This is a genomic window from Alkalicoccobacillus gibsonii (assembly GCF_016798245.1).
GTDB classification, from domain to species: domain Bacteria; phylum Bacillota; class Bacilli; order Bacillales; family Bacillaceae_D; genus Alkalicoccobacillus; species Alkalicoccobacillus gibsonii.
The window spans coordinates 28,308-52,836 of the sequence record NZ_JAEUZA010000006.1 but is presented as its reverse complement, the minus strand read 5'-3'; the positions used below and the strand labels follow the sequence as shown (position 1 = coordinate 52,836).

General features: G+C 40.8%; 27 protein-coding genes. 18 read left to right on the top strand and 9 right to left on the bottom strand.

The genetic code is table 11. The features are described 5' to 3' along the window. The first annotated feature begins 11 nt into the window (after nt 1–11). Both gcvPA and gcvPB read left to right on the top strand, forming a co-directional pair. Complete coding sequence (gene gcvPA, locus JNO66_RS18660) at nt 12–1,355, top strand: aminomethyl-transferring glycine dehydrogenase subunit GcvPA (protein WP_203090723.1); 1,344 nt, start codon at nt 12–14, stop codon at nt 1,353–1,355. Continuing rightward, complete coding sequence (gcvPB, locus tag JNO66_RS18655) at nt 1,352–2,815, top strand: aminomethyl-transferring glycine dehydrogenase subunit GcvPB (protein WP_203090722.1); 1,464 nt, start codon at nt 1,352–1,354, stop codon at nt 2,813–2,815. The genes gcvPA and gcvPB overlap by 4 nt, the downstream gene beginning before the upstream one ends. Nucleotides 2,816–3,116: 301 nt before the next feature. Here gcvPB and JNO66_RS18650 read toward each other — a convergent pair whose 3' ends face one another. The 5 genes from JNO66_RS18650 to JNO66_RS18630 all read right to left on the bottom strand — a co-directional run bounded on the left by JNO66_RS18650 (nt 3,117) and on the right by JNO66_RS18630 (nt 7,198). After that, nucleotides 3,117–3,857: a PepSY domain-containing protein gene (locus JNO66_RS18650; RefSeq protein WP_203090721.1), complete on the bottom strand. Its 741-nt coding sequence runs from the start codon at nt 3,855–3,857 to the stop codon at nt 3,117–3,119. Nucleotides 3,858–3,952: 95 nt separating this feature from the next. Beyond that, nucleotides 3,953–4,642, bottom strand: a complete 690-nt coding sequence (locus tag JNO66_RS18645) for a PepSY domain-containing protein (RefSeq protein ID WP_203090720.1) — start codon at nt 4,640–4,642, stop codon at nt 3,953–3,955. Further along, nucleotides 4,635–5,996, bottom strand: coding sequence for a sensor histidine kinase (locus tag JNO66_RS18640; RefSeq protein WP_203090719.1), 1,362 nt, complete (start codon nt 5,994–5,996; stop codon nt 4,635–4,637). The genes JNO66_RS18645 and JNO66_RS18640 overlap by 8 nt, the downstream gene beginning before the upstream one ends. Beyond that, a complete protein-coding gene (locus tag JNO66_RS18635; protein ID WP_444546285.1) occupies nt 5,993–6,688 on the bottom strand; it encodes a response regulator transcription factor in 696 nt (231 codons plus the stop codon). Before JNO66_RS18635 ends, JNO66_RS18640 begins: the two co-directional genes overlap by 4 nt. A 126-nt stretch (nt 6,689–6,814) precedes the next feature. Then, a complete protein-coding gene (locus JNO66_RS18630) occupies nt 6,815–7,198 on the bottom strand; it encodes a rhodanese-like domain-containing protein (RefSeq protein ID WP_203090718.1) in 384 nt (127 codons plus the stop codon). Between the two features lie 147 nt (nt 7,199–7,345). On the opposite strand from JNO66_RS18630, the gene JNO66_RS18625 reads away from it, so the two are divergent. The 3 genes from JNO66_RS18625 to JNO66_RS18615 all read left to right on the top strand — a co-directional run bounded on the left by JNO66_RS18625 (nt 7,346) and on the right by JNO66_RS18615 (nt 11,546). Beyond that, on the top strand, nt 7,346–8,185 hold the full coding sequence (locus JNO66_RS18625; protein ID WP_203090717.1) for a lipoate--protein ligase family protein: 840 nt from the start codon (nt 7,346–7,348) through the stop codon (nt 8,183–8,185). A 185-nt stretch (nt 8,186–8,370) separates the two neighbouring features. Continuing rightward, nucleotides 8,371–10,704, top strand: a complete 2,334-nt coding sequence (helD, locus tag JNO66_RS18620) for an RNA polymerase recycling motor HelD (RefSeq protein WP_203090716.1) — start codon at nt 8,371–8,373, stop codon at nt 10,702–10,704. Next, nucleotides 10,701–11,546 (top strand): SDR family oxidoreductase, encoded by an 846-nt coding sequence (locus JNO66_RS18615; protein WP_203090715.1) that lies wholly within the window; start codon nt 10,701–10,703, stop codon nt 11,544–11,546. Before helD ends, JNO66_RS18615 begins: the two co-directional genes overlap by 4 nt. Nucleotides 11,547–11,838: 292 nt before the next feature. Here the strand turns inward: JNO66_RS18615 and dat are convergent, their stop codons facing one another. Continuing rightward, nucleotides 11,839–12,747 carry a D-amino-acid transaminase gene (dat, locus tag JNO66_RS18610; protein WP_246483362.1) on the bottom strand — a complete coding sequence of 303 codons (909 nt, stop codon included), beginning with the start codon at nt 12,745–12,747 and terminating at the stop codon, nt 11,839–11,841. Nucleotides 12,748–12,893: 146 nt separating this feature from the next. On the opposite strand from dat, the gene splB reads away from it, so the two are divergent. The 3 genes from splB (at nt 12,894) to JNO66_RS18595 (ending at nt 15,486) form a co-directional block, all read left to right on the top strand. Next, complete coding sequence (gene splB / locus JNO66_RS18605) at nt 12,894–13,919, top strand: spore photoproduct lyase (RefSeq protein WP_203090713.1); 1,026 nt, start codon at nt 12,894–12,896, stop codon at nt 13,917–13,919. 124 nt (nt 13,920–14,043) lie between these two features. Further along, complete coding sequence (mntR, locus tag JNO66_RS18600; protein ID WP_203090712.1) at nt 14,044–14,478, top strand: transcriptional regulator MntR; 435 nt, start codon at nt 14,044–14,046, stop codon at nt 14,476–14,478. Nucleotides 14,479–14,595: 117 nt separating this feature from the next. Further along, entirely contained in the window at nt 14,596–15,486 is an 891-nt protein-coding gene (locus JNO66_RS18595) for a patatin-like phospholipase family protein (RefSeq protein WP_203090711.1), read from the top strand. 18 nt (nt 15,487–15,504) lie between these two features. On the opposite strand, the gene JNO66_RS18590 is transcribed toward JNO66_RS18595, so the two are convergent. Both JNO66_RS18590 and JNO66_RS18585 read right to left on the bottom strand, forming a co-directional pair. Further along, a complete protein-coding gene (locus JNO66_RS18590; protein WP_203090710.1) occupies nt 15,505–15,933 on the bottom strand; it encodes an SA1362 family protein in 429 nt (142 codons plus the stop codon). A 27-nt stretch (nt 15,934–15,960) separates the two neighbouring features. Further along, nucleotides 15,961–16,905, bottom strand: a complete 945-nt coding sequence (locus tag JNO66_RS18585) for a DUF1385 domain-containing protein (protein ID WP_203090709.1) — start codon at nt 16,903–16,905, stop codon at nt 15,961–15,963. Between the two features lie 147 nt (nt 16,906–17,052). Between JNO66_RS18585 and JNO66_RS18580 the strand changes: the two genes are divergently transcribed. The 4 genes from JNO66_RS18580 (at nt 17,053) to aroD (ending at nt 20,227) form a co-directional block, all read left to right on the top strand. Further along, entirely contained in the window at nt 17,053–17,535 is a 483-nt protein-coding gene (locus JNO66_RS18580; protein WP_203090708.1) for a YqhR family membrane protein, read from the top strand. A gap of 92 nt (nt 17,536–17,627) precedes the next feature. Beyond that, on the top strand, nt 17,628–18,698 hold the full coding sequence (locus tag JNO66_RS18575; RefSeq protein WP_203090707.1) for a M24 family metallopeptidase: 1,071 nt from the start codon (nt 17,628–17,630) through the stop codon (nt 18,696–18,698). A gap of 95 nt (nt 18,699–18,793) precedes the next feature. After that, a complete protein-coding gene (gene efp / locus JNO66_RS18570) occupies nt 18,794–19,351 on the top strand; it encodes an elongation factor P (protein ID WP_203090706.1) in 558 nt (185 codons plus the stop codon). A gap of 135 nt (nt 19,352–19,486) precedes the next feature. Then, nucleotides 19,487–20,227, top strand: a complete 741-nt coding sequence (gene aroD / locus JNO66_RS18565; RefSeq protein ID WP_203090705.1) for a type I 3-dehydroquinate dehydratase — start codon at nt 19,487–19,489, stop codon at nt 20,225–20,227. A 13-nt stretch (nt 20,228–20,240) separates the two neighbouring features. Here aroD and JNO66_RS18560 read toward each other — a convergent pair whose 3' ends face one another. Further along, a complete protein-coding gene (locus JNO66_RS18560) occupies nt 20,241–20,765 on the bottom strand; it encodes a shikimate kinase (RefSeq protein ID WP_203090704.1) in 525 nt (174 codons plus the stop codon). A gap of 165 nt (nt 20,766–20,930) precedes the next feature. Between JNO66_RS18560 and JNO66_RS18555 the strand changes: the two genes are divergently transcribed. From JNO66_RS18555 to spoIIIAE, 6 genes are read left to right on the top strand one after another with little or no spacing between them, the layout of a single operon-like run. Continuing rightward, complete coding sequence (locus JNO66_RS18555; protein WP_203090703.1) at nt 20,931–21,212, top strand: YqhV family protein; 282 nt, start codon at nt 20,931–20,933, stop codon at nt 21,210–21,212. Between the two features lie 11 nt (nt 21,213–21,223). After that, entirely contained in the window at nt 21,224–22,156 is a 933-nt protein-coding gene (gene spoIIIAA, locus JNO66_RS18550) for a stage III sporulation protein AA (protein WP_203090702.1), read from the top strand. Then, entirely contained in the window at nt 22,153–22,665 is a 513-nt protein-coding gene (spoIIIAB, locus tag JNO66_RS18545) for a stage III sporulation protein SpoIIIAB (RefSeq protein ID WP_203090701.1), read from the top strand. The genes spoIIIAA and spoIIIAB overlap by 4 nt, the downstream gene beginning before the upstream one ends. 22 nt (nt 22,666–22,687) lie before the next feature. Next, on the top strand, nt 22,688–22,894 hold the full coding sequence (gene spoIIIAC, locus JNO66_RS18540; RefSeq protein ID WP_010898943.1) for a stage III sporulation protein AC: 207 nt from the start codon (nt 22,688–22,690) through the stop codon (nt 22,892–22,894). Nucleotides 22,895–22,908: 14 nt separating this feature from the next. Continuing rightward, nucleotides 22,909–23,298, top strand: a complete 390-nt coding sequence (gene spoIIIAD, locus JNO66_RS18535) for a stage III sporulation protein AD (RefSeq protein ID WP_203090700.1) — start codon at nt 22,909–22,911, stop codon at nt 23,296–23,298. Between the two features lie 21 nt (nt 23,299–23,319). Continuing rightward, complete coding sequence (gene spoIIIAE, locus JNO66_RS18530; protein WP_203090699.1) at nt 23,320–24,519, top strand: stage III sporulation protein AE; 1,200 nt, start codon at nt 23,320–23,322, stop codon at nt 24,517–24,519. The last annotated feature ends 10 nt before the right edge of the window (nt 24,520–24,529 follow it).

The following is a 24,529-nucleotide window of genomic DNA, read 5'->3' as shown; positions in this document are numbered from 1 at the left end:
ATTTGTTAAACATGAATAACCGATACTTACCAATGACAGAAACTGATCGCGATGAGATGCTCCAAGCCATCGGTGTTGACTCAATTGAAGAATTATTTGCCGACATTCCGAGTGATATCCGCTTTAAAGGGCAGTTAAATATCGAAAAAGCATTAAAAGAGCCTGAACTTATTAAATTCTTTAATGGGCTAGCAGCAAAGAATACATCTACGAAAAGCGTACCTTCTTTTCTAGGAGCAGGTGTGTACGATCATTACATCCCATCAATTGTGAATCATGTGATTTCACGTTCTGAATTTTACACGGCATATACACCGTATCAGCCTGAGATCTCCCAAGGAGAACTTCAAGCTATCTTTGAATTTCAAAGTATGATTTGTGAATTAACTGGAATGGACCTTGCAAACTCCTCAATGTATGATGGTCCAACCTCACTGGCTGAAGCGGCGATGATGAGCTGTGGTCATACGAAAAAGAAAACGATCCTAGTATCAAAGGCTGTTCATCCAGAAGCCCGCGACGTGTTAAAAACAAATGCATATGGTCAAGGATTAACAGTGATTGAGATTGATACAAAAAATGGAGTAACCGATTTAGATCTTTTGAAAGAGCATTATAATGATGATACGGCTTGTGTTCTTGTACAATATCCAAACTTTTTTGGTCATGTAGAGCCTTTAGCTGATATCGAAGCCATTACTCATCAAGGTAAGGCACTTCTTGCTGTATCGAGTAATCCGCTTGCACTCGGTTTGTTAAAATCACCAGGTGAATTTGGTGCAGATATCGTCGTTGGCGATGCACAGCCATTTGGGATTTCAATGCAATTCGGTGGTCCTCATTGTGGGTATTTTGCAACAACAAAGAAATTAATGCGTAAGGTTCCTGGTCGCTTAGTTGGCCAAACGGTTGATGATCAAGGGCAACGCGGATTTGTGTTAACTCTTCAAGCGCGTGAACAGCATATCCGTCGTGATAAAGCGACATCGAACATTTGCTCAAACCAAGCATTAAATGCACTTGCTGCATCGGTTGCCATGACGGCGATCGGTAAAAAAGGTGTAAAAGAGATGGCGTATCAAAACGTACAAAAAGCAGCTTACTTAAAAGCAAAGCTCAAAGGGTTAGGCATTAATATTGTTCATGACGGACCAACATTTAATGAATTTGTGATCCAATTAAACCAACCTGTAAAAGAAGTGAATGAAAAACTTCTTGAGAAAGGGTTTATTGGAGGATATGAATTGGAGCGTGACGATCAGTTACTAGAAGGTCAAATGTTACTATGTGTAACTGAGGTACGTACGAAAGAAGAGCTAGATGCATTTGCGAGTGAATTGGGGGCATTACAATGAGCACAGATAATCAAGCATTGATTTTTGAATTAAGCAAACCAGGTCGTGTTGGACATAGCTTGCCGGACCTTGATATCCCTGAAGTAGATCTTAGCTCTCTTCTTCCTGATGAGTATATTCGTGTCGAGGAGCCTGAGCTACCAGAAGTGTCTGAACTTCAAATTATGCGACACTACACAGCATTATCGAAACGTAATCATGGCGTGGACTCAGGTTTTTATCCGCTTGGATCATGCACAATGAAATACAATCCGAAGATTAATGAGGATGTTGCGCGTATCGATGGTCTTGCGAATGTTCACCCATATCAGCCAGTAAAGCAAGTGCAAGGCTCTTTGGAATTACTCCATAACCTCCAAACGTCACTAGCTGAGATTACTGGTATGGATGAGGTTACTTTACAACCAGCTGCTGGAGCACATGGAGAATGGACTGGACTCATGATGATCCGTGCGTACCATGAAGCAAGAGGGGACGCTCGTCGTACAAAGGTCATCGTACCTGATTCAGCTCACGGTACAAATCCAGCTTCAGCAACAGTTGCAGGGTTTGAATCAATCACTGTTCGGACGGACGAGCACGGGTTAGTGGACCTCGCCCATTTGCGTGAGGTAGTAAGTGATGAAACGGCAGCTTTAATGTTAACAAATCCGAACACGCTAGGTTTGTTTGAAAGCTATATCGTTGAAATGGCTTCAATCATCCACGAAGCGGGTGGAAAGCTTTACTATGATGGAGCAAATTCAAATGCCATTCTAGGGATTGCAAGACCTGGAGACATGGGCTTTGATGTTGTCCATTTAAACCTTCACAAGACGTTTACTGGACCTCATGGTGGCGGTGGCCCTGGATCTGGCCCTGTTGGCGTAAAAAAAGACTTAATTGAATTCCTACCGAAGCCTTTATTAGTTAAAACGGAGGAAGGTTACGACTTTGATTACGATCGACCAAACTCCATTGGCCGAGTGAAGCCTTATTACGGAAACTACGGAATAAACGTACGTGCGTACACATACATCCGTACAATGGGTCCTGAAGGCTTACGCCAAGTATCTGAGTTTGCTGTACTAAATGCAAACTACATGATGAGACGCCTAGCTCCTCATTATGACCTACCTTATACACAGCATTGCAAACATGAATTCGTCCTCTCAGGCAAACGTCAGAAAAAGCTGGGTGTACGTACACTAGATATTGCTAAAAGACTTCTTGATTTTGGGTATCATCCACCAACAATCTACTTCCCGTTGAATGTGGAAGAATGTATGATGATTGAGCCAACAGAGACAGAATCAAAAGAAACACTAGATGAATTTATTGAAGCGATGATTCAAATTGCAAAAGAAACAGAAGAGAATCCCGAAATCGTTCAAGAAGCTCCACATCACACAGTGATCGGACGTTTAGATGAAACGCTAGCTGCACGTAAACCAGTGTTACGTTATCAAAAAGCTGAATAACGGTTAAAGGAAAAAAGAGGTTGGGACAGAACATTAATGTGGATAGCAAAACACGAACATAGCAATAAACCCGCTACAGGAGAATCCCTCGCACCCGCGCGGAACGGCCTCAGCCCCCTCCGCGGGAAAAGCACCGCTACAGTGTCTTCACCACGTTCTGTTCCGTAGGAGTCTCGGGTTCTCCTTCCGCTCGTCTTACTAAAATGCGAAAAACACGAATGGCGAATGATTCGATCTTAGAATCATTCGCCATTTTCTAGTTGATTTATAGTCTTTGTCTCAGTCTCTTTTTGGTTATGAATCAATCTCTTTCATTTTTAAGGATTGCTTTTGAGACAGCATCGATCTCAACATCATATTCAACACCGTCTACTAGTAGTTCCATTTCGTATACAGAAAAACCTTCATCCGTATCAAGCTCAATTTCTGTTACAGTTGCTTTTTGTTCAAACTCACCAGTGGCTATTGACTTGGCTTCATCTATAGAGATTAGATCACCTTGCTCATGGAGATTTGCTTTAAAAACATCGTCCATTGAGACAATGGAACCTGTTTCAGCGTTGATTTTAACATCTTCATCTTCGCCATTTACATTAAATTCAATCTCATACACATATAATCCGTTTTCTATTTCAAGTTCAACCTTCTGGATATCCTCTTGATTTACCGCTTTTTTTGCAGCTGTTTCTGCTTCTTCTACAGAAATGATCTCTGGATTTGTAGGATCAATCTTCAAAAGGTTTCCATCGACATTTACAATTTCGCCAGTTTGCTGAAGAATCTCTACATCAAATTCTTCACCATCACGTTTCACTTCAACCTCAATGGTGCCGTCATCATCCTTTTCAATATCTTTCACGTTTCCGCCGATAAAGGCTTCTGCTAGAGCTGCAGCCTCCTGTTCATTAACGAGCTTCTCCTCAGAATGTAAAGCCAGGGTTGGCTCTGTTTCTGTTGCATTTGCTCCTGTTGATGCAATAGCAACTGAGGTTCCTCCGACCGCTAGTAGCGTTGTTAATGTTAAGATCATTGGTTTTTTCATATTCATCTTCCTTTCATTAATTGGCTATACATGCAGTATAGTAACTCAACATGAAAGGAGAATGAATGAAACATTAGAATTTAATGAGAGAATGATTAATATTCAAATTGAATGATTTGTCCGGTTACTGCATCGATAACGACCGTTACGTCCTCATCTGTCTCCTGATCCTCTATCTCAACCTCATAGACCATTCTTCCATCGGACTCTTCAAGGTCCACATCGTCTACTATTCCATTGATTTCTTTAAGCGCAATATCTATAGCTTCTTGTTCTGATAGATAAGACGTTTCCTGGTCTTCTTCAAATGTATTTCGAATGACTTCTCCTGTTTCTGCATGCAGATCAATGTCGCCATCTCTGTCCATGTATTCAATCTCAGCTTGCCAAATAGGAGGATTCTCATCTTCGAGTAACTCTAAATCTTTTATGGAAGCTGAAGGAGGGAGTAGTTCAAAAATCAGTTCCCGAGCATCACTCGCTGAGATAAACTCTCCTATTGGTTGTCCTGGATTTGTTTCAATTGAAACTAATGAAAGAATAGATCCTGTCTCTTCGCTTAGTTTAACCTTATAAAGGCCCTCTTTTCGCTCAATTACAGCAGTATAAACCGAATCGTCTAAAGTGATTTCAGTAGGTGTGCTTCCATATTGAGCTTCAATCTGTTCGGTCGCTTCTTCTAAAGTCAATGAAGAATCAGAAGCTGGAAATAATAAATAGATAACAAAGATAATCGCAGCAAGAGCAGCTACATAGAGAATCATTCGTATGGGATGTTTAATCATGCAAAGACACCTCCTTACATGGTCTTAAGGGAATATTCACGATAAAAGTGGATCCTACCCCAATTTTACTTTGAACATGGATGGTGCCTTCAAATTGCTCTACGATCTTTTTGGCGATAGAGAGACCGAGTCCAGAGCCTCCTGACTCTCGGTTTCGATCTTCCGATACGCGGTAAAAACGCTCAAATATAGCGGTTTGCTCATTCTCAGGAATGCCAATACCTTTGTCTTCAATCTCAAGGATTAGGAACTTTTGATTGGTATACAACCTGATACCAATGTCTTTTTTGCTATATTTTATTGCATTTTCAATTAAGATAAAAAGCAACTGTTTAAACAGATCCTCCTGTCCAAGAAATGAAATGGGCTCTTTTGAAACGAAGTGAATATCTCGGTTAAACGATCGGCTTAATCGTTCAGCTGCCTCTTGTGTAATTTCGATTGCATTTAGTTCCGTTAATGGTTGAATCGAATACTGGTCTCCTTGTGCTAGATCAAGCATTTGCTGTGTCATTCCCCGCATTCTAAGTGCTTCAGAATAGATGGCTTCAACCGCTTCATCTAGAATAGCGGGATCTTTTTTTCCCCAGCGCTTAAGCAGTGTGGAATAACTTTCAATAACAGTGAGTGGTGTTTTTAATTCATGTGAAGCATCGGAAACAAATTGCTGTTGCTTTTCAAAATTTTCTTTTAGCAGGTCAATCATCTGATTAAACGTGATACGCATCTGAGTTAACTCATCTGTGTTTTTCGAAGAGACGTCTATTTTTTTAAACGTTCCATTGCTCCTAATTTCGTTCATTGTCGCAATTAATGCACGTATAGGAGTTAAGATAAATCGACTAAGCCACACACTCGCAGCTACCGAAGGAATTAAAACCAGCACAGAGGCAGCTAGGAGTACTGTTTGCAATAGACTCATTGCATTTGAATAGTGAGAAATCGATTCTACATACTCTAGAGTCACAACGGTCCCATCATTCCAAATGAAAGGCTGTTTATATACTGCGTAATCCTTGTCATTATAACGAACAATCGATGATGCTTCGCTTTCGGAATAGGTAGTAGGGATCTGTCGATACTCACGTGACTTTGTAAGAACCTTTTCAATGTGATCGCCTGGGCGGATAACACGAAGCATACCGTCTCCAATGATATAATTGTCCATTAATAGACTAGGGTTTTGGTGATCTCCTATGGTTTCAACAATTGACTGACCTTGGTCTTTGATCTGAGTAAGTTCAGATTGCTCCATAAATTGTTTGAAAAAAAGATACACAGCACTATTCACGATTAATAAGATCAAAAAAAGTCCGACTGTAGATACGACGATAATTCGACGTTGAAGCCTCATGCGTTCGCTTCCTTTAGCATATACCCTACGCCTCGAACGGTATGAATGAGCTTATGTGATACATCCTTATCAATTTTTTGGCGGAGGTATCGAACGTACACATCAACAATATTGGAGTCTCCCATATAATCATACCCCCATACTTTTTGTAGGAGCTGATCACGACTGAGGACTTGGTGGGGGTGATTGATGAAAAATAATAGCAATTCATATTCACGAGCAGTAAGTGAAATCTCTTTTTTTGCTCGTGTGACCTCATGTGATGATGTATTTATCTCTAAATCAGCAATTTTCAATCGATTCTCTTCATGTTTAAGTGTTTGAACTCCCCTTAAATGGACGCGAATACGAGCCAGAAGTTCTTCAATATCAAATGGTTTTGTTACATAGTCGTTTGCACCTAAGTCTAAACCAGAAACTTTATCAATCACCGTGTCACGGGCTGTTAGCATAATGACCGGAGTTTGATCATTCCGATCACGTAATCGTCTTAGTACTTCCATGCCACTTAACCCTGGTAACATCACGTCTAATAATAGTAGTGACCATGAATGGCTTTGAATCAATTCCCAAGCCTTTAATCCATCTGGAGCAGTTTCTGTTTGGTATCCTTCATGTTCTAGCTCTAACTTAAGGATACGAGCGATACTCACTTCATCTTCTACAATTAATATTCGAGTCTCATCCAACATTTTCGCAAGCCACCTTAACCTACAAGTTTGTAAAGATACTGTACAATGAGTTCCGCGTCTTAGCAAGCGATGGATTATACTACAAAAACGCTCCTTCACATTAAGTGAAAGAGCGTTTACGTTACATTATTTCTTTTTAATCTTACCTGTCCATTTACGGAAACCATCTTTTAATTGATAAATTTCAGTATTTCCACGTTTTTTGCGAATGATGCTTGCAGCTTGTCTACTTCTAGCACCTGATTGGCAGTAGATGTAGATCGGTTGATCCGTACGGAATTCGTTGATACGTTGACGAATTTGAGACATTGGAATATTCCGCGCACCTAGAATATGTCCACCGTCATATTCTCTAGGCTCTCTGACGTCAACTAGCTGTGCTTTGCGATAGCCTTTAATAAATTCTTCTTGGGTTAAATTTTTAATATACTTAGGTGTATAGAATCGTCTAACCAATAAAAACACAATTAGTGCTGCTAAGATGATAATTAAAACAATCTGGAAATTCATAACGGGTGGTGCACGCTCCTTCAACTAAAAAACTTTTCTACTAAATTATAAAGCTCAAAACACGTTTTGGCAACGTGTTCACCGATTTCTTGGCTGATTTGCCACAGTTTTGATACACTGAAGTAGAATGAAAGGGGTCATAAAGAGATGGAAAACACTGAAGTCTGGAGATTTATTGATTCTGGTAAACGTTCTCCTGAGTACAACATGGCTTTAGATGAAGCTTTGTTAAACTGGCATAGCGAAGGTAAGATTCCACCAACCATTCGATTTTATGGGTGGAATCCAGCGACACTTTCAATTGGGTATTTTCAAAAAGTTGAGAAAGAAATTAATATGGACGCTGTAAGTAAACATGAATTAGGTTTTATTAGAAGGCCAACTGGTGGGCGAGGCGTATTACATGATCAAGAGCTTACATATAGTGTCATCGTATCGGAGGATCATCCTAGGATGCCGGTTTCGGTAACGGAAGCATATCGAGTCATTTCAGAGGGATTGCTCGAGGGATTTAAGGCTGCGGGGTTAAATGCGTATTTTTCAATCCCTTCCTCAGAGTCTGACAAGGAAGCATTAAAAAATCCTCGTTCTGCCGTTTGTTTTGATGCGCCTTCATGGTATGAGCTAGTGGTGGAGGGACGAAAGGTAGCGGGAAGTGCTCAAACAAGACAAAAAGGGGTTATCTTGCAGCACGGATCGATTATCCTTGATATTGATGAGGACAAGCTTTTTGATCTTTTTAACTATTCAAGTGAACGATTAAGAGAGAGAATGCAGCGTAATTTTAAACATAAGGCAGTAGCCATTAATGCGTTAAGGGAAGACCCTATGTCTGTAGAAGAAGCAAGCGTACTATTTAAAAAAGGATTTGAAAGAGGTTTATCTATAAAACTTGAACCATATGAGCTTACTGAAGCTGAAGAACGAGAGGTTCAAAAGATCATTGATCAAAGATACTCAACAGATGAGTGGAACTTCAGAAGATAGAAAAAAATCCCCTCTAAAGCAGAGGGGATTAACCTTTATATAAAAAAAGACCTTGCTGTAGCAACGTCTGCATGATACGATAAGAGCTCAAGACTTTTAAAATTAAATCATTTCAGTATATCTCTATTATATCTTAACAAACATCCATCTGGGTGTCAAGTAACTTTTTTAAGGGGCGTGAGTGGATGAGTAAATACAATCATTCTAAAGAGTCAGAACAGCAACGGATCGACCAGATTAAAGAGCAGGTTAAACGGGAGATCACAGCGCTCACACAGCACGATCAAAAAACGAAATCTGAAATTATCCATTTACGCAAAACCTTTTGGGAAGACGTCACAGTAAATATGGACAATCCTGAGGATGCGCTCGAAACGGTATTAAGTATTAAGCAGCAATCAGAGCTTCTTGGAGAACGGGAGCGAACGCATGGAACGATGGATCAAACGATCCGGAGGTTAGAAAAGATCCAGAGTTCACCTTATTTCGGACGCATTGACTTTAAAGAAGAGGGTCAGGATGATTCGATTCCGATCTATTTAGGAGTAGCTTCCTTATTGGATGAAGAGAAACAAAACTTTTTGATCCATGATTGGAGAGCGCCTATCTCTAGTCTTTATTATGATTTTGCACCAGGAGAAGCTTTTTACACGTCGCCAGAGGGAACAACAGAAGGAGAAATGACTAAAAAGCGTCAATTCCTTATCCAGAACGGAACGATTGTAAGTATGTTTGATACTGGTTTAACGATTGGGGATGATCTACTTAAAGAAGTGTTAGGAAATGAAGCGAACCCGCAAATGAAAAGTATCGTCGCAACGATTCAGCTTGAACAAAATCGACTTATTCGTGATGAATCTAGTCGTTATCTCGTTGTACAGGGAGCAGCTGGAAGTGGAAAAACATCTGCGGCCTTGCAAAGGGCGGCATACCTCCTCTATCGTCATATGGATAGTCTGCAAGCGAACCAAATGATGCTTTTCTCACCAAATCCGTTATTTAACAGCTACGTTTCAAAGGTATTACCGGAGCTTGGTGAGGAGAATATTGAGCAAACCACTTTCCAGCAATATGTTCAAAAGCGTATTGGCAAGTCATTTGAGGTAGAGGATGCATTTACGCAAACGGAGAACTTATTAACGCTAACTGATGAATCAGAATACGATCAAAGGGTTTCAAGTATCCGTTATAAATCTAGCCTGGTATTTAAAGCGTTAATTGATCGATACCTATCCCGACTATCGAAACAAGGCATGCAATTTAAACAAGTTCGTTTTCGCGGGGAAGTGTTAATCGATGCTTCGCGTATTAGTGCCTACTTCTATTCATTAGATCAATCAATCTCAATGGCTAATCGAATGAAATTAACAGCAGAATGGCTTTTAATTAAATTAACGCGTCTTGAAGTATTGGAGCGTAAAAATGGTTGGGTAGAAGATGAAATTGAATTACTTGGAGCAGAAGCTTTCCAAGAAGTGCGAAAAGAATTTCAACAAGAATATGAGGATCAAGATGGAGATTTTGATGAAGCGAAGTTTGAACGCAAACAACTGGCGAAGAAGATTGTAGCGAAGCAATTTAAACCGTTAAAGAACGCAGTTAAAAAAATGGCCTTTGTTCATGTGGATCGAATGTTCGTTAATCTCTTTAAGCAAGCTCATGAGGATACGCCCGATGATTGGGAACGTATTTGTATTCAAACACTTACGAATCTAAACAATCGATTGTTACGCTTTGAGGATGTTACACCATACTTGTATGTGAAGGATCAGCTCGCAGGAAGTAAATCAAACCATGCCATTCAGCATGTGTTTATTGATGAGGCGCAGGATTATTCCCCGTTTCAATTTGAGTATTTAAAATTGATTTATCCGACGGCGCAAATGACCATTCTAGGAGATATTAATCAAGCTGTTTATGCACAGTCTCAGCATCAGCTAACAATGCTTGACGAGAGTCTCCATACTGGTAGAGGGCATCATGTCATGCATTTAACAAAAAGCTACCGGTCCACTAGTGAGATTGTTGAATTCACTAAACAAATGATCCCTAAAGGTGACTTGATTGAACCGTTTAATCGTCAAGGGCAGAAGCCGGAAGTAAAGGTTGTTTCCGCTCCAGAAGAGCAATTAGAAGGCATCATTCAGGAAATTGAACGACTTAAAGAACATGGTCATCAATCGATTGCGATCATTACAAAAACAGCAGAGGAAAGTAAAAAGATATACAGAAATATGAATGAACGAATCTCATTGAAATTACTTACGAAAGACTCTTATGAATTTGAGCAAGGTATTCATGTAGTTCCTTCTTATCTTTCAAAAGGCATTGAATTTGACGCGGTTATTGTACATGATGCATCCGATCAAGTCTACGCAAACGAACACGAACGGACATTGTTCTATACGGTCTGTACTAGAGCCATGCACGAGCTCATTCTTTTTTCGCTTGGGGAGACATGTACTTTCTTAAAAGAGGTAGATCAAGCAACATATCATGTGGAGCAAGTTTCGAAATGAAAAAAGACTGTGTGCTCATTACAGGAGCAAGCAGTGGATTTGGGCTGCTTTTAGCGATTGCGTTTGCAGAAAAAGGGTGGAATGTGGTTGCAACAATGCGTGATACTGCAAAGGCCACGTTATTGGTGGAAGAAGCTCAAAAACGCAATGTTGCCAAGCAAATCATCGTTAAAAAACTAGATGTAACAAATGCTACAGAACTCAAGATGCTTAAGGGACAGCTACATTCCGATGGGATAAACGTCCAGATTCTTATTAACAATGCAGGCTATTGTCAAGGCGGTCCTACTGAAGGTGTGGCAATGGAAAAGTGGAAACATCAATTTGACACAAATGTACTTGGAGCGATTGCGGTGACAAAGGCATTCTTGCCAGACATGAGAAAGCGAAGGCAGGGACGGATCATTATGCTAAGTAGTATTAGTGGGAGATTCGGATTTCCTGCGCTGGGTCCGTACTCCGCTTCAAAGTTTGCGCTAGAAGGCTTTAGTGAATCCTTGCGTTTTGAGATGCTGCCTTTCGGAGTGTATGTTAGCTTAGTGGAGCCTGGACCTTACCGAACAAGTATTTGGGAAAAGGGGTTGGAGGAAGCGCAGTTCTCTGATGATGAAGACTATAAAGTGATTACTCAGACATTAGTTGCGCAAGCCACTCATTCGGCTACCTCCTCAAACGACCCTATCAGTGTAGTAAAAAAAATTGTTGCGATCTCTAAAGTAAAGCGACCAAAGCTCAGGTACCCAATCGGTGAAAGCACAAAGCTGATTATTATACTGAAAGCCTTGTTACCTATGAGGGTTATTGAATACGTTGTGCTAAGGAAGCTGAATGGGAAGACGTAAGATTATGGTTCGAATGAGAGGGCGGGACATAACATTAATATTGCGAGTCAAACACGAATATAGCAAATAATCCGCTACAGGAGAATCCCTCGCTTTCCGCGGACACGGCTTCAGCCTCATCCGTGGAAGAACACCACTGCTGAGTCTTCAGACACGTGTTTTTCCGCAGGAGTCTCGGGTTCTCCTTCCGCTTGTTCAAATAAAATCACGAAAGGCGAATGATTCTCCAATCGAATCATTCGCCTTTTCAAATTGATTTTTAGTTATGTCGCAGGCAGTACTTTTCTATTGATTATTCAGCTGTTTCAGATGCTTCTTTACGAGCGAGATTTTGTTCTTTCCGAATGGCTTCTTTGAATAACGTTTGTAAATGCCTCGTAACAGGGCCGACTGGTATCGTGGCCGTGATCTGTCCCTTGAACTCAGTAATAGGCGTCACTTCGCTTGTTGTACTCGTAATAAAGGCTTCTTCGGCATGGTCCAAAACATCCTTTGGAAAAGGTTCCTCCATTACTGAGTATCCTGCATGCTTGGCTAGTTGGATGACAAGCTGACGTGTAATCCCATTTAAAATAAGATTGGTTGCAGGATGCGTGTATAACGTGCCATTGTTGACTAAAAATAAGTTTGAGGAAGAGCCTTCAGTAACAGTCCCTTCGCGGTGTAAAATGGCTTCTTGGCAATCGGCATCAGCAGCTTCGCGTTTTGCCATCACATTTCCGAGTAAATTCACTGTTTTGATATCACAACGCAGCCAGCGCATGTCATCAGTGACCCAAGCTGAAATTCCTTCTTCTTGTTTTGATGCAGGTGCATTCATTGTGAAGCCAGTAACAACAGGTGTTTCCTCACGTGAATACAGATGATTTCTCGGAGTGGCACCGCGTGAGACTTGAATATACAGTGCACCATCAATCACCTGGTTTGCTTTAATAAGGTCATATGTTAATGTGGTTAGTTCTTCAGCTGTAAATGACACGTTCATATCAAGTTTCTTTGCACTTTGGAACAGTCGGTCCCAGTGCTCATCTAATTGGAATGGGGTTTGATCATAAATCCGAACAACTTCATAGACACCGTCTCCAAAGTGATAAGAGCGATCGTTAAACGAGAGTCTAGACTCGCTTTCGGGCACAATTTTCATATGATCTACTACATAATTCATCTGCTTGACCTCCGCAATTGTACTTAGTAATTCCATACAATCTGAACACGATCCAAAAAAATTGTCAATCATTTTACGCTTTGTTTTCCAAAATGAAAAGACATATTGTGAAATTACCAGAACCTTACACAAACATTTGGTTCATTCATGCGCACCCTAAAGGTACGAAAGGATGTGCAAACATGAAAGCTTTTTATCCCCAACTGGTTTACATTGAGCCAGGTGCTCTTGAGTATCCATTAGGTCGTCAGTTAAAAGAAAAATTTGAAAAGGAAGGCGTTGAGATTAGAGAAACAACGTCCCATAACCAAGTACGAAATATACCAGGAAAAAATGATTTACAAAAATATCGTAATGCCAAATCAACGCTCGTTATTGGAGTTCGTAAAACGTTGAAATTTGATACATCAAAACCTTCAGCTGAATATGCAATCCCACTTGCAACGGGTTGCATGGGGCACTGTCACTACTGCTATCTACAAACAACACTTGGAGATAAACCATATATTCGTACGTATGTGAACCTTGATGAGATTTTTGATGCAGCGGACAAGTATATGATGGAGCGGGCGCCAGAGCCTACACGGTTTGAAGCGGCGTGTACATCAGACATTGTAGGGCTTGATCATCTCACTCACTCTTTAAAGAAAACGATTGAACACATCGGTCAGACGGAATGGGGCCGCTTACGCTTCGTGACGAAGTATCATCACGTGGACCATTTGCTTGATGCAAAGCACAACGGAAACACACGCTTCCGCTTTAGTGTAAATTCTGATCACGTGATTAAGCACTTTGAACCTGGTACTTCATCATTCCTTGAACGAATTGAAGCGGCTCAGAAAGTAGCTAAAGCTGATTACCCAATCGGTTTTATCGTCGCACCGATCGTTTGGTACGAAGGCTGGGAGAAGGGATATCTGGAACTGTTTGAGCGTTTAGAGTCCATTCTTCCGACTTATGCGAAGAAGGATGTTACGTTTGAGCTTATCCAGCATCGTTTCACTAAAACGGCAAAACGAATTATTCAAAAACGTTATCCGAAGTCAAAGCTTGAGATGAATGAAGAAGACCGTAAAGTAAAATGGGGAAAATATGGTCGTACGAAGTATGTGTATAAGGATGATGAGGCGGGTCAGCTGAAAGACACCATACAAACATACATTGATAAGTATTTTCCTGAAGCAAAATTAGAATACTTCACGTAAGAAGTAAGTTGATCTCGATTTGTACTGTTTATTTACCCCCAAGTATAGTAAAATAGATGGTGGTTTTACTATAAGTTCGGATGCGTGTGTTGTATCTGTGCGTTGATAAATTGGAGGGGACCCTATGCCTACACCAAGCATGGAAGATTATCTGGAGCGAATTTATATGTTGATTGAAGAGAAAGGCTATGCCAGAGTATCGGATATTGCTGAGGCGCTTGAGGTGCATCCTTCTTCCGTCACAAAAATGGTCCAAAAGCTAGATAAAAGTGAATACCTTGTCTATGAGCGTTATAGAGGTTTAATTTTAACTGCAAAAGGTAACAAAATTGGGAAAAGACTTGTGTATCGCCATGAATTGTTAGAGGAATTTATGACGATCATTGGCGTTGACAAAGAGCACATCTATCAAGACGTAGAGGGAATTGAGCATCATATTAGCTGGGATGCCATTGATCGGATTGGTGATGTCGTGCAATTTTTTACGGAAAAGGAAGAACGTATTACCGAGCTACGTGAAGTACAACGGAAAAATGAAGAAGAAACCGATCAAAGCTAAGAAACAGCATCAAAAAGTCTACACTTTTTGGTGCTGTTTTTGCGTTCAATCGGTTTGTAGCCTACATTCATACGAGGCTCGTCGCATACATACGATGGGTATAGGAGGAGATTCCACTTGAAAATTGATGCGGTCTTTGCTGGTGGGGGAGTTAAAGCGTTTGCCTTTCTAGGTTCGTTAAAGGTGCTCGAGGAAAGAGGCTATGAATTTGAGCGCGTAGCCGGAACAAGTGCAGGCTCAATTGTTGCAGCGTTGGTAAAAGCAGGCTACACAAGTGAGGAAATGATGACGATTCTTGATCAGATTGATATCGATTCATTTAAGGATGATCGAATATCCTTCCTGCCATTTACAGTTCTAAAATGGATTAATGTCTATATGAAGCTAGGATTGTATAAAGGTGATGCACTTGAGGCGTGGATCCGTGAATTATTAAAAGCAAAAGGCATCGTTACATTTGGGGACTTACCTGAGCAATCATTACGTGTTGTGGTGTCAGACCTTTCAAGAGGGCAAATGGTTGTTCTGCCAGATGATCTTGATAAGTATGGCATAAGAGCGGAATCGTTTTCTGTGGCTAAGGCGATTCGGATGAGCTGTAGCATTCCATATTTCTTTGAGCCTGTTAAATTATACGATCGCTCTGGGCACTATTCATATATTGTCGATGGTGGTTTATTAAGTAACTTTCCAATTTGGTTATTTCGTGATGGTGAGAAAAATACGTGGAGGCGTCCTGTCATCGGATTGCAGCTTAAACCTAAAATTGAAGACCAGCCTCCACATCGTATCAAAAATGCAATTGACCTTTATAAGGCTGTATTTGATACAATGACAGCTGCTCATGATGCCAGGCATATTGAAGAAGAGGATGCACAGAATGTGATCTTTATTCCTGTAACTGATGTTAAAGCTACTGATTTTGATTTAACACCCGTTGAAAAAGAGGAACTTATTAAGCTGGGTGAAGCAAAAACAACCAAATTCTTAAGTAGATGGTCATTTTAAACATAAAAAAGAATCGTGCTAAAAGGAAGCACGATTCTTTTTCTTAGGTTTCGCTTTATTTTTTTTGCCCTCAATAACCGTTAAGTTTGGTCCGGATCTTCGTTTAGGTGTTTTCTTAAATGGTTTTTGGTTCCGTTTCATTTGAGGTGTACTATTTGGTTTCACTTTTGTTTGGTTTGTTGGACCTGCAGAACGAACAGTGCTGGTCCGTTTAGCCTTCTTAAGCTGAGCTCTAGTGGGACCCTCCTTAGAACCAGAGCGAAGAAACGGCATCCCATATTTTCTTGATAGGTAAAAACGATAGCCAAAGTAGAATAAGGCAATAAAACCAGCAATCAGTAGAATCGATTGCACAATTTGCATCGGGTTATTAATGACGGTAAAAACAAACCCAATAACAGCTAATACAATGATAAATGGGAAGGCCACGTTAAAGAATTTGCGCATTCTACTCACCTCCATGATGTCATCTAGCTATACGATGTCTGCTTTTGCAGAACTAGTGTAAGATTGCTCCCGTGTGAGCATCTCATTAAATGATGCAATGGCTACTTCGGTTTGTTCGTCATTTGGTTCTTTGGTTGTTAGTAATTGAAGAGCAAGACCGGGATACCCTAACCATTTAAGAACTGGAATGTCTCTGAATCGGTTTGTTAGCTGTAAGACTTCATAAGAGATTCCCAACACAACTGGTATTAAAACAATACGTTGCAGAATTCGCTCCATTAAAGAATCGAATGGAAGAAATAAATATAATCCTACCCCAACGATTACTGTAAACAAAATAAAGCTACTGCCACAACGGTAATGTAATCTTGAGCTCGCCTGTACCGATTGTACGGTTAGTGGTTGACCCGCTTCATATGCGTTGATTACCTTATGCTCGGCCCCGTGGTATTGAAACACGCGACGGATTAAAGGGGTAAATGATAACAAGTAGAGATATCCAAGTAATAAAATTAATTTAAATCCACCCTCAAGTAAGTTCTGTGCAACGTGCCCGGGGAGAATGGGTGTGAATAAATTCGCTAGAAATGCAGGAACGAGTGTAAATACTAATTTACTAAACAGGAAGGATAAAACAGCAACCGCTGCTACTCCGAGAATTAAATTTAATTTTGAAGACTTTTCGGTCGGTTTAATTGAGTCATCCTCTGAAGGATCAACATCATAGCGATCTGAAGAAAAATTCAAATGCTTAGATCCGTTTATACTTGCCTCAATAATTCCCGCAATTCCTCTAACAAAGGGAATTTTTTTTGCTTTTGTTACCCAAGCGGGAGAGTGTCGTTCAACTTCAAAGGAATCCAAGCTTCCATCTTTACGTCTGATCATGGAGACTGTGGTATGCTTTCCTCCAAACATAACTCCCTCAACAATGGCTTGACCGCCATATGCTGGTTTTGAAGACTTTTCCATAAGTCACCAACCTATTCTTCTGTGTTGTATATTCACTATTCTACATGAAACAAAACAATTCCTCTATTACAAATCATTGAGGTACTCAATCCGATCTAGCTGAATGAAATTTATTAGGTTAGGGATATACTGAAATGAGGTGATTTTATGGATCAAGCATTCGAACAAAATAAAACAGAGCAGCCAATGAAATTTCATACTAAAGTCATTTTAATTGGTTTTTTTGGTGGGTTACTCAGCTCTCTTCTAGGGCTTTTCAGTTTCTATTTTCATTTTATGACCTTTGGACCAGCGCTCATACTCATGCCATGGGCCTTAGGAGATTGGAAAACAACCTATCTGGGTCAAAGTGTAGGTGTGGCTGTGATTGCTGTTGTTTCCATTCTTATTGCATTTATTTATAAGTGGCTGCTCCAGAAAGTGAATACCATGTGGGCAGGTGTAGGATTCGGAGCCTTATTATGGGTGATCGTTTTTTATATTTGTAATCCATTTATACCTGGGTTAAAAAGTGTACAACAAATGGGCATTCACTCACTCGTCACATCGTTTAGTCTGTTTATTCTCTATGGATTATTTATTGGGTACTCTATCTCCTATGAATATCAACAGCAGCACCAGAGACAGTAAGAAAACGTTTTACTGCAAGTCTTCTTAAAGTGTATGGTACACTAGGTATGGATACTAACCTTGTGGATACATTTAAGAAGGAGCGTGGAATAATGAGCAGATTAGAAGCGATACGTAGTGAGTTTGGTGATCATGGAATTGACGGACTACTGATTATGAGCCCGTATAATCGCAGGTATGTTTCGGGGTTTACAGGGAGTGCAGGAGTTCTTTTATTAACAGGAACGGAAGCACTGTTTATCACAGATTTTAGATATGTTGAGCAAGCGAAGGATCAAGCGAAAGGGTTTACCATTGTCCAACATAAAGCTGCCATTCTTGAGGAAGTGGCAAAACAAGCATCGAAACTTAAGATTAACAAATTAGGTTTTGAACAGAGCTATGTTACATATGAACAACATCAGCAATTGCAAGCTGCGGTTGATTCCATTGAGTTTGTGCCTGTAAGTGGTTTAGTAGAAGGTGTTCGCATGATTAAAGATGAGAGTGAAATTCAGTTAATCCAAGATGCAGCAGATATTGCTGATGCGGCCTTTAAGCACATTACCACGTTTATTCGTCCGGGCTTAACGGAAATTGAAGTATCAAATGAGCTTGAATTTTTTATGCGTAAGCAAGGCGCACAAAGCTCATCCTTCGATACGATTGTTGCTTCGGGCTATCGTTCTGCACTTCCCCACGGTGTAGCAAGTGGAAAATTAATTGAATCCGGTGAGCTGGTGACGTTAGATTATGGTGCGTACTATAATGGGTACTGCTCAGATATTACGCGTACACTTGCCGTCGGAGAGGTGAACGAAGAGCTGACGACGATTTACCAAACCGTGCTTGAAGCGCAACTTCGTGGGATGAACGGAATTAAGGCTGGAATAACGGGCAAACAAGCCGATGCGCTAACACGTGATTATATTACAGAAAAAGGCTACGGAGAGTACTTTGGTCACTCTACGGGTCACGGTTTAGGTATGGAGGTTCATGAAGCGCCAGGATTATCTTTTAAATCAGACACAATTCTTAAACCAGGCATGGTGGTAACTGTTGAGCCGGGCATCTATATTCAAGGTGTAGGTGGAACAAGAATCGAGGATGATATCTTGATCACAACTGACGGAAATCGTTCGTTTACTTCATCTCCAAAGGAATTAATTCACGTCGGAGAATAATCAGATGTAATACATATCCACCTTGCCACAAAGCTGTGGTATAGTAATGGATGGAAACATTCCGCAAACTATGCAGGGAATACGGAGGACAAAACATGATTTCAGTAAATGATTTTAAAACAGGATTAACGATTGTAGTGGATAATGGTCTTTGGCAGGTATTGGATTTCCAACATGTTAAGCCAGGAAAAGGCGCAGCCTTTGTTCGCTCTAAGCTTCGTAATCTTCGAAATGGTAACATCCAAGAAAAAACATTTCGTGCTGGTGAAAAAGTTGAAAAAGCACACATTGAAAACAGACGTATGCAATATCTTTATGCAAGTGGAGATACGCACACATTCATGGATACAGAATCGTATGAGCAACTTGAATTACAAACTAATCAAATTGAACATGAACTGAAATTCCTTAAAGAGAATATGGACGTTCAAGTCATCAGCTATCAGGCTGAGACGTTAGGCGTAGAGGTTCCAAATACAGTAGAACTTGAAGTTGTTGAAACGGAGCCTGGTATTAAAGGTGACACAGCTTCTGGTGGTACAAAACCAGCTACTCTTGAAACAGGTATTACCGTTCAGGTGCCATTCTTCGTAAACCAAGGCGACCGTCTTCTGATTGATACGAGAAATACGTCTTATATGTCAAGAGCGTAAAATATAAACGAATCCATGAGAAGTGGATGAAGAACAGGAAGGCGTGCGATCACGAGAAACGGATCGCCGCCTTTCGTTCGGTTTTTAAGCAAATGATGAAAGAGGTGTGTTAAATTGTGTGCGGGTAAAGTGAGAGTGAAGCAAGTCACTTTTGGTGAGGGGCATAAGGCTGCGGTTTGTTGCTCATTGATTGGTGCAACGGAAGCTGAACTAGTAGATGAGGTGAAACTCATCCAATCAAAAAAGCCGGATGTCATTGAGTGGAGAGCAGATTTTTATAACCAGCTTGATAACACACAAGCAGTATTAAACGTCTTGACAATAGTATGCGAGCATATTGGAGAGACTCCTTTACTGTTTACGATCCGATCTGAGCAAGAGGGTGGGGAACCCATCTCATTAACGACGGCAGAACAAAAAGATTTAATCCAACATGTTCTTAAAACGAAATTGATTCACATGATTGATTTTGAGGTTGCCTCTCCTTTTGCGGAGGATGATGACTTAAAAGCACTTTGCAAAGACCTTGACATTAAGTGGATCGGCTCTACACATGATTTTGAAAAAACGCCTACGCGTGAAGAGATGCTTGCATTTCTTCAAAAAGGAGAAACGCTTGGAGCTGATCTTGTAAAGGTAGCTGTGATGCCTCATACAAGAGAAGACGTACTCTCCTTACTGACGTTGACGAATGATGCATCAAATGCGCTTTCTGTTCCTGTTATAACCATTGCTATGGGTAGTTTGGGAATTTCAACTCGTTTAGTCGGGGATCAATTTGGTTCTGTCATGACTTTTGCCGTTGGTCATCAGGCTTCTGCTCCTGGCCAAGCTCCTCTTGAGCTCATTAAAGAGATACAAACATATACGAATTAAAGAAAACCATCCTTTATGCTTTCGCATGATGGATGGTTTTTGCTATTTTTTCGGCCGTTTGCGGAGGTGTTAATCGACCTGTTTGAATGATGAGGTGAGCTTTAGAATACGATTGTTTTCTCGAGGTGTATAGTTCCTTCATCTCTTCAAGTGATTTTTGCTGAAGCAGCGGACGATCCTTTTGTAACAAAGGAATGCGCTCAGACCATATAGAGAAGTCGATATCAAGGAAGATGACTAAACTGTCATTCAAACAAGCGGCCTGAATCTCCTCTTGTAGGAACGCGCCACCGCCAAGTGAAAAGATGATATCAGATTGCTTTGAAAGCTTATGAAAAAGCGAACGCTCCCGTTTGCGAAAGCCTGATTCTCCTTCCGTCTTAAAAATCGTCTGGATGGTTTGGTTGGCTTCCTCTTCAATCGCTTGATCTAAATCCACAAAGCGCAAACCTAGAATTCGTGATAGCTCTTTTCCTACCGTTGTTTTTCCTGCCCCCATAAATCCGATGAGAACAATATTCCTCTCTACTTTACTCATGTTTGTTCCCCTTTTCCGTTTTCTACTCTTGATCCGTTTTGTCTCGCTCTAAGTATAGCAAAAGGAAGTCGAGCTTAGAAGTCTGTCTTAACTGGTTAGAGATCCTGTTCTGAACTCGTCCACCCCTGCATACCTTTTTAAAGAACGTGGATTCTGGAGGGATGTATGTTGAAATGGTTTGTTGCTGTTGAATGGACCCTGCTCGTTATGGTCCTTCTAAGAGTACTTTCAGGATTAATCGAGATCACCGTAGCAGGGCTCATCCTTCGATTTAATAGTGTAGAGAAAGCAATCTTTTTAAATGGCATTCTCGCCTTGATTGGGCCAACTATTTTTATATTATCCATCGTTATTGGACTAGTTGGTTTATCAGACAAGCTTTCCATACCCAAATTTATGTTAATTGGTACCGGAGCTGCTTGCATTTTAATTGGTGCAAAAATGTAGGAGGAGTCAGAATGGAAGAGATTTTAGCTGTGTTACCACCGGCCATTCGCGCGCGTTTAACGAAGCTACCGAGTGTCATGATTGAGGGCGTGGAGGAGATTCGGATACGTGTTCATAGACCACTCGAAGTAATCTCACAGGGGACTCCAATGTACCCGAGTGTAGATGGCGAAGGGGAATGGATTGTGCAGCCGAGTGATGCGCAATTTATCTTAAATCAGTTAAGTCAGTACTCCATGTATGCCTTTGAAGAAGAGTTAAAGCGAGGATTTATTACCATTAAAGGTGGACATCGAGTAGGGCTCGCAGGCAAGGTGACGCTGGAAAAAGGTGAAGTAAAAACGATTAGAGATATCAGCTCATTTAATATTCGGGTTGCGAGACAAACAATTGGCGCTGCGGATTCGCTTGTCTCCACTCTGTACGAAGGTGGATGGAAAAATAGCTTACTTATTGGTCCGCCACAAAGCGGTAAAACTACGCTACTTAGAGATTTAGCCCGCATCATTAGTACGGGTGTTGCGTCTGCAGGTATTCGTCCATTAAAAATCGGCATTGTAGATGAACGCTCTGAGATTGCGGCGAGCATCAAAGGAGTACCGCAGCATCAGCTTGGTCGCAGAGTAGATGTCTTAGATGGGTGTCCAAAGGCTGAAGGAATGATGATGATGATTCGCTCCATGAGTCCGGACGTCTTAATTGTTGATGAAATTGGTCGACCTGAAGATTGTTTGGCCTTGCAAGAAGCGATTCATGCCGGAGTGAGAGTAATCTCTACTGCGCATGGGTCATCTCTGGAAGAAGTCGCTTCTAGACCCGCCTTGCGAGCGTTATTTGCAGAGAAAGCATTTGATAAGTGTGTGGAACTTACTCGCGGTAAAAACCCAGGTCAAATCCGAAGAGTAAAAAGCTTGAATCACATGCGAACGGTTAAAGGATTATGAAATGGCTAGGAGCGATCCTCATCATCATCACATGTACATGGATTGGTTTTGAGCTAGCGAAACGAATTAGTAATAGGCCAAAACAGCTAAGACAGTTAAAAGTTGGCATTCAGGCACTTGAAGCGGAGATGGTTTATGGTCTAACGCCACTCGCTGAGGCAAGTGTCAGACTGTCAAAGCAGCTGGGCCACCCAGTAAATCTTTTATTTGAACGCTTCGCCCTTAAGCTTGAATTAAAGGGAGAGTCGGCTCATGTGGCATGGGAGCAAAGTTTAGAGGAAACATGGTCACTCACAAGCTTATTAAAGAGCGAACGAGAAATCTTACGTCAATTTGGCCAGACACTTGGACAGCATGACCGGGATCAACAACAAAAACAAATTAAATTAACTATGGTACACCTTGAACGAGAAGAGGCTGAAGCGAGAGACAATCAGATTCGTTACGAAAAAATGGTGAAAAGCCTAGGCTTTCTATTCGGTCTGCTAATTGTCATTCTGATGATTTAGTAGAAAAAAGGAGGGATGACAGTTGGCTTATGACGTAAATACCATTTTCCAAATTGCAGGGATAGGGATCGTTGTGGCAATGATTCACACGGTACTCAAGCAAATGGGAAAAGAAGATTGGGCTCACTGGGTTACATTAATCGGGTTTGTTGTTGTGTTATATATGGTAGCCACCATTGTTGATGACTTGTTTCAAAAAATTAGAGGTGTATTCCTCTTTCAAGGATAGAGGTGAGCGTTGCGATGGACATCATTCAAATTGTTGGAATCGGTCTGATCGCAACGTTTTTAGCGCTTGTTGTTCGTGAACAAAAACCGATTTTTGCATTTTTAATAACCTTGTTTGCAGGTGTCATGATCTTCTTATTTGTTGTAGATGAATTAGTTAAAATTATTCATCTACTTGAAGGAATCGCAAAAGATGCGAATGTTCACATCATGTATTTGCAAACCATCCTAAAGATTATTGGTATCGCCTATATTGCGGAGTTTGGTGCTCAGATTGCCAAGGACGCCGGACAAGCATCCATGGCTTCAAAGATAGAGCTTGCTGGGAAGATTTTAATCCTCGTGTTAGCCATTCCTATCATTAAAGCAGTTATTGAAATGATTTTATCGTTGCTACCAGGTTAGGTGAGGGGAGGAGAGTAGCACTTGCGTCGTTTAATCCTACTTGTCGTGATGGCCATTCTCTTTTTCTTTAATCCGAGTGTGGTACAAGCTGTAGATGAAATGAAACCGACAGATGAAGAGAGCCTTTCAGAAGATCCAACATTTATTGATCGACAAATTGAACGACTTCAACTAGATGAAATTCAGCGATATTGGGAGCAGGTCTCCACGGAATACGGTGGGTTTCTGCCTGAAAGTCAAAAGGGTTCGTTTAGAGAATTTATAACTGGAGAGAAGCAGTTTCAAATTAAAGAGTGGGGAATGGGGCTTGTAAAGTTTTTGCTTCACGAGCTGATTGTAAACAGTAAGCTACTTGGCATGTTGATCTTACTTACGCTGTTTAGCCAAATCATGCAAACCATTCAAAATGCCTTTGAGAGTCAAAATGTAAGCAAAGCAGCATACGCAGTCACATATCTTGTACTCATGATTTTAGCGATTAATAGCTTTCATGTAGCGATCACATATGCAACGGATGCGATAAACAGCATGATTCATTTTATGATTGCGTTGCTCCCGTTACTGTTAGCTCTTATGGCTTCAATTGGAAGCATTGCATCGTCCGCACTGTTCCATCCGCTCATCATTTTTCTTGTAAATACGAGTGGAATCCTGGTAAATCAGTTTGTACTTCCCTTACTTTTTTTCTCAGCTGTACTTGGCATGGTAAGTACACTGAGTGATCAGTACAAGGTTTCAAAGCTTGCTGACTTTTTTCGTAATATTGCTGTCGGCTTGTTAGGGATTTTCATGACAGTATTTTTAGGAGTCATCTCCGTTCAAGGAGCTTCAACTGCGGCAACCGATGGATTGACTATTCGCACCGCAAAGTTTATAGCGGGGAACTTTATACCGGTTGTAGGAAAGATGTTTACCGATGCTACAGATACGGTGATGAGTGCTTCCATTCTTTTAAAAAATACAGTAGGAGTAACAGGACTCGGGATTTTGTTCATGATCTGTGTATTTCCGCTACTAAAAGTACTATCACTAGGAATTATTTTTAATCTATCAGCCGCTATTTTGCAACCACTAGGTGGGGGGCCGATTATTGAGTGTCTATCAATTATTGGAAAAGCAGTGATGTATGTATTTGCTGCACTGGCGCTTGTTAGTTTGATGTTCTTCTTAGCTGTTACTTTAATGGTAGCAGCAAGTAATCTTTCGTTTATGATGCGTTAGGGGTGTGATG